We start from the raw sequence: 2806 nt of genomic DNA on the forward strand, positions 1-2806 counted from the left end.
GAGCGGCGCGTGGTGCCGCACGGCGTGGCGAACATTCAGGCCACGTTCAACAACACGATTATCACGATCTGCGGCCCGGACGGGCGAACGGTGTCGTGGTCTTCTTCGGGCTCGATTGGCTTCAAAGGGTCGCGCAAAGGCACGCCGTACGCCGCCCAGCAGGCTTCCATGTCGGCCGCGGGTGTGGCCCGCGACCAATACGGCATGAAGAGCGTTGAAGTCCGCATAAAAGGGCCGGGTTCAGGGCGCGAGTCGGCGGTGCGGGCGCTGGCTTCTGCGGGCCTGCACATCGTCCACATCAAGGACGTCACGCCGATTCCACACAACGGCTGCCGTCCGCCGAAGCGCCGCCGCGTCTGAGTCCAGGAGAATAAAGAGAAATGGCCCGTTACACCGGACCCGACTGCAAGCGGTGCCGCCGCGAGAAGACAAAGCTCTTCCTCAAGGGCGCCAAGTGCGAGTCGGCCAAGTGTCCCATCGAGATCCGTCCCTACCCGCCGGGCGAGCACGGCCGCGGCCGGACCAAGGACAGCGAGTACCTGCTCCAGATGCGCGAGAAGCAGAAGTGCGCGCGCATCTACGGCGTCCTCGAGAAGCAGTTCCGCGGCTACTACGAGGAGGCCAACCGGAGGCAGGGCAAGACGGGTGAGAACCTGCTGCGCATCCTCGAGTCCCGCCTCGACAACGTGGTCTACCGGGCCGGCTTCGCCAAGTCCCGCGACCACGCCCGCCAGCTGGTGCGGCACGGCCACATCCTGCTGAACGGCCACAAGGCCGACATCCCGTCGATGCGGGTCAAGGAGAGCGACATCGTCGAGGTCCGCAAGGACTCGCTCGAGCTGACCCCGTTCGTGGTGGCCCGCGCCGAGGCCGGCGACCGGACCGTCCCGGCGTGGCTCGAGGTCGTGCCGTCCCGGATGCGCATCCTGGTCCACTCGCTGCCCGTGCGCCAGGTGATCGACACCCAGGTGCAGGAGCAGCTGATCGTCGAGCTCTACTCGAAGTAGGCAGTTCGCGGTGTTCATCAACCCGCGGACGTCGGCCGGGGCTTGACGGCGGCTGTAGACCTCGCGGCGGACAGGAAAGGCGTCTGTCCGCCGCGAGGTCTTTCGCCGCCTCCCCGGTTGACGTTCGCGGAGCGGGGTGCGCGATTCAGGAGTTATCCTGGATGTCGCACCCCGTTCGGCACGTCCGTGCCGCGGGCGTGCACTCGAGGGCGTCAAATAGCGGGCGCCCCTGATCACGGAGGTTCCTTTGCTCATCGCTCAGCGTCCCACGCTGACTGAGGAAGTCGTCGACGAGTTCCGCTCCCGGTTCACCATCGAGCCGCTCGAGCCGGGCTTCGGTTACACCCTCGGCAACTCCCTTCGCCGCACCCTGCTCTCCTCCATCCCCGGCGCGGCCGTGACCAGCATCCGCATCGACGGCGTGCTGCACGAGTTCCAGACCATCCCCGGGGTCAAGGAGGACGTCACCGACCTGATCCTGAACATCAAGGGCCTGGTCGTCTCCTCCGAGCACGACGAGCCGGTCGTGATGTACCTGCGCAAGCAGGGCCCCGGCATCGTCACCGCCGCCGACATCGCGCCCCCGGCCGGTGTCGAGGTGCACAACCCCGAGCTGGTCCTGGCCACCCTGAACGGCAAGGGCAAGCTGGAGATGGAGCTGACGGTCGAGCGCGGCCGCGGCTACGTCTCCGCCGTGCAGAACAAGCAGGCCGGCCAGGAGATCGGCCGGATCCCGGTGGACTCGATCTACTCGCCGGTGCTCAAGGTCAAGTACGAGGTGCTGGCGACCCGTGTCGAGCAGCGCACCGACTTCGACAAGCTGGTGGTCGACGTCGAGACCAAGCCGTGCCTGCGGCCCCGCGACGCGGTGGCCTCGGCCGGCAAGACCCTGGTCGAGCTGTTCGGCCTGGCCCGCGAGCTCAACGTCGAGGCCGAGGGCATCGACATGGGCCCGTCGCCGACCGACGCGGCGCTGGCCGCCGACCTGGCGCTGCCGATCGAGGAGCTGGAGCTGACGGTCCGCTCCTACAACTGCCTCAAGCGCGAGGGCATCCACACCGTCGGCGAGCTGGTCGCCCGGTCCGAGGCGGACCTGCTGGACATCCGCAACTTCGGCGCCAAGTCGATCGACGAGGTCAAGGCCAAGCTGCACACCATGGGCCTGGCTCTGAAGGACTCCCCGCCCGGGTTCGACCCGTCGCTGGCCCTGGCCGACGCCTATGGCGGCGACGACGACGACCTGTCGTACGCGGAGACCGAGCAGTACTGAGCACGAGCACGTCCTGACAGGCACGACAAGCGTCCGGGGCCCGATCCGACGGGCCCCGGGACTGCGTCCGGTACCCGGCACGGCCGGCGCAGGATCAACAAGGAGAACGAAACACCATGCCCGCTCCGAAGAAGGGCCCCCGCCTCGGCGGTTCCGGCGCCCACCAGAAGCACATGCTGGCGAACCTGGCCAAGTCGCTGATCGAGCACGGGGGGATCACCACCACTCTGCCGAAGGCGAAGCAGCTGCGCCCGTTCGTCGAGCCGCTGATCACCAAGGCCAAGAAGGGCGGCCTGCACAACCGCCGCCAGGTCATGGCGACCCTGGAGATCCGCAACACCCCGTTCTTCGACGGCGGCGGCATCATCGCCAAGCTGTTCGAGGAGGTCGGCCCGGCGTACGCCGAGCGGCCCGGCGGCTACACCCGCATCATCAAGCTCGGCCCGCGCCGCGGCGACAACGCGCCGATGGCCCGGATCGAGCTGGTCGAGGCGCGGACCGTGGCGCAGCAGGCCACCGACGAGGCGAC

General features: G+C 68.3%; 4 protein-coding genes. All 4 read left to right on the forward strand.

Annotation, left to right across the window (positions count from 1 at the left end):
* A partial coding sequence (gene rpsK, locus VGZ32_RS05520; protein ID WP_326884726.1) for a 30S ribosomal protein S11 occupies nucleotides 1-360 on the forward strand: 360 nt, incomplete at its 5' end.
* Nucleotides 361-380: 20 nt separating this feature from the next.
* A complete protein-coding gene (gene rpsD / locus VGZ32_RS05525) occupies nucleotides 381-1007 on the forward strand; it encodes a 30S ribosomal protein S4 (RefSeq protein WP_326884727.1) in 627 nt (208 codons plus the stop codon).
* 247 nt (nucleotides 1008-1254) lie between these two features.
* Nucleotides 1255-2277: a DNA-directed RNA polymerase subunit alpha gene (locus tag VGZ32_RS05530; RefSeq protein WP_326884728.1), complete on the forward strand. Its 1023-nt coding sequence runs from the start codon at nucleotides 1255-1257 to the stop codon at nucleotides 2275-2277.
* A 116-nt stretch (nucleotides 2278-2393) separates the two neighbouring features.
* Nucleotides 2394-2806: 50S ribosomal protein L17 (rplQ, locus tag VGZ32_RS05535; RefSeq protein ID WP_326884729.1), on the forward strand; the 413-nt coding region annotated here is incomplete at its 3' end.

Source organism: Actinocrinis sp., assembly GCF_035938995.1.
GTDB lineage: Bacteria > Actinomycetota > Actinomycetes > Streptomycetales > Catenulisporaceae > DASZGI01.

Bases quoted from the DNA above. Each gene is read 5' to 3' on its own strand.
- rpsD (WP_326884727.1), top strand. From the start codon at position 381: ATGGCCCGTTACACCGGACCCGACTGCAAGCGGTGCCGCCGCGAGAAG.